1 protein-coding gene is annotated in these 2170 nt (G+C 70.5%); it reads left to right on the top strand.

All coding sequences use genetic code 11. From position 1 onward, the window contains the following. Positions 1-21: 21 nt before the first annotated feature. Positions 22-2170: DUF6531 domain-containing protein (locus ACRDSQ_RS16405; protein WP_431422143.1), on the top strand; the 2149-nt coding region annotated here is incomplete at its 3' end.

Raw genomic sequence — 2170 nt, 5'->3', positions numbered from 1 at the left:
ACGCTCACGCCGCCGGGGGGCGTGCAGACCTTCGCCGGCTGGGCGCGCCGGGGCGCAGGCGAGGTCCTCGCCCTAGTGGCCTCGCTGGAGGAAGCCGCGGGTCCGCAGACTCCGCCCTTGCCGCCGGGCTTCGAGACGCGAAGGGCGTTTCCGAAGCAAGCGCTGGTTGCGAAGGCGGCCGTCGCCGGTGAGGTCCCGGTCGCGGCAGGCTGGAATCTCCTCTCCCTCCCCGTCGAGCCGGCCGACTCGAGCCCCGCCTCGGTCTTCGCACCGATGGGCGACGCGCTGCGGCGCGCCTTCGTCTACGACGCCTGCGACACCGCCGATCCATGGAAGGTCTACGACCCTGCCGATGGGGCGGGGAGCGACCTGACCTCGCTCGACGAACGCAACGGCTTCTGGGTGGATGCGACGCAGGCAGGAAGCCTGCCGACGCCGGGGCCGGCACCGGCCACGACGACGCTGCACCTGTGCACGGGCTGGAACCTGATCGGCATTCCCGCCGAGCAGGCGCGGCCGGTGGCCACTGCGCTGGCCTCGATCGCGGGCAAGTACCAACGCGTCTTCGGCTACGACGCCGGGAACCTGGCCGACCCGTGGGAGGGCTTCGACGTCTCCGCCCCGGCCTGGGCCAACGACCTCCAGGTGCTGCGGCCGGGCCGCGGCTACTGGATCCTCGTCACCGCCGAGACCGATCTCGTGATCACCAACGAGGGCACCGAGCTCGCGGTCGAGATCGCGCAGCCCACCCAGCTCCAGGAGGTCACCTCCCCGACCCCGGTCGTGGGGACAGTCCAGGGGCAGGGCCTCGCGAGCTGGGAGCTGCGCTTCCGTTCGATGGAGCCGGGCGCGGCGTGGACGACGCTCGCGACCGGCACCTCGCCCGTCGCCAACGCGGCGCTGGCGACCTTCGACCCCACCCTGCTGCTCAACGGCATGTACGAGATCGAGCTCTCGGCGCTGGACGCCGCCGGAGCCGGGGCCTCGCTTTCCGCCCACGTGGCGGTCGAAGGCCAGCAGAAAATCGGCAACTTCACGGTCTCCTTCGTTGACCTCGAGGTGCCGCTGGCGGGCATTCCCATCCAGGTCGTCCGCACCTACGACAGCCGCGAGAAGCGCAGCCTCGACTTCGGCTACGGCTGGACGGTGGAGGTCAAGCAGGGCTCCTACCGCAACAACCGCCCGCCGGGCGAGGGCTGGCGGATCGTCAAGGGCTTCGTGCCCTGTCAGTCGGTGCAGGAGACCAAGCCCCACCTGACCACGGTGCGGCTCTCCGACCGCGAGGTGTACCGCTTCCGGCTGCGGGTGAGCAACGCGGCGCCGACCATCGGCGGTTGCTTTGCGCAGGCCTCGTTCGTCTTCGTCGACGGTCCGGTGCCGGGGGCGACGCTTTCGATCCTCGGCAACACCGAGCTCTTCCACACCACCGGCACCTCCGACGTCGTCGACTCGTCCACCTTCGAGCCCTACGAGCCGCGGCAAGTGCGCCTGCAGACGCGCGACGGCCGGGTCTTCGACCTCGACAAGACGCAGGGCCTCCAGCGGCTCGCCGACACCAACGGCAACACGCTCCAGCTCACCGGCAGCGGCATCACCCACGCCTCGGGCAAGAGCGTCTCCTGGACGCGGGACGTCTCGGGCCGGATCACCGCGCTCACCGATCCGCTCGGCAAGAGCGTCGGCTACACCTACGCCGCCGCCGGTGACCTCGTCGCCGTCACCGACCGCGAGAGCCAGACGACCCGCTTCGGCTACAACGGCTCGCACGGCCTGCTCTCGATCGAGGACCCGCGGGGCATCCAGCCCATCCGCAACGAGTACGACGCTTCGGGTCGGCTCCTGCGGCACACCGACGCCTTCGGCAAGACGATCGAGCTCGACCACGACCTCGTCGATCGCCAGGAGGTGGTCACCGACCGCCTGGGGCACGCGCGGACGCTCTCCTACGACGTGCGGGGCAACGTCGTCGAGGAAGTCGACGCGCTGGGCAAGAAGACGACGCGCACCTTCGACGAGAACGACCAGCTGCTCACAGAGACCAACCCTCTTGGCCACACGACGACCTACACCTACGACGCCTCGCGCAACCTCGCCTCGGTCCGCGACCCGCTGGGCAACGTCACCACCTACACCTACGACGCGCGCGGCCAGGTGCTCACCACCACCGACC

The sequence above is a fragment of the Actinokineospora sp. genome (genome assembly GCF_050699995.1).
Taxonomy (GTDB): Bacteria; Actinomycetota; Actinomycetes; order Mycobacteriales; family Pseudonocardiaceae; genus Actinokineospora.
This window is presented reverse-complemented; position numbering and strand designations above follow the sequence as displayed.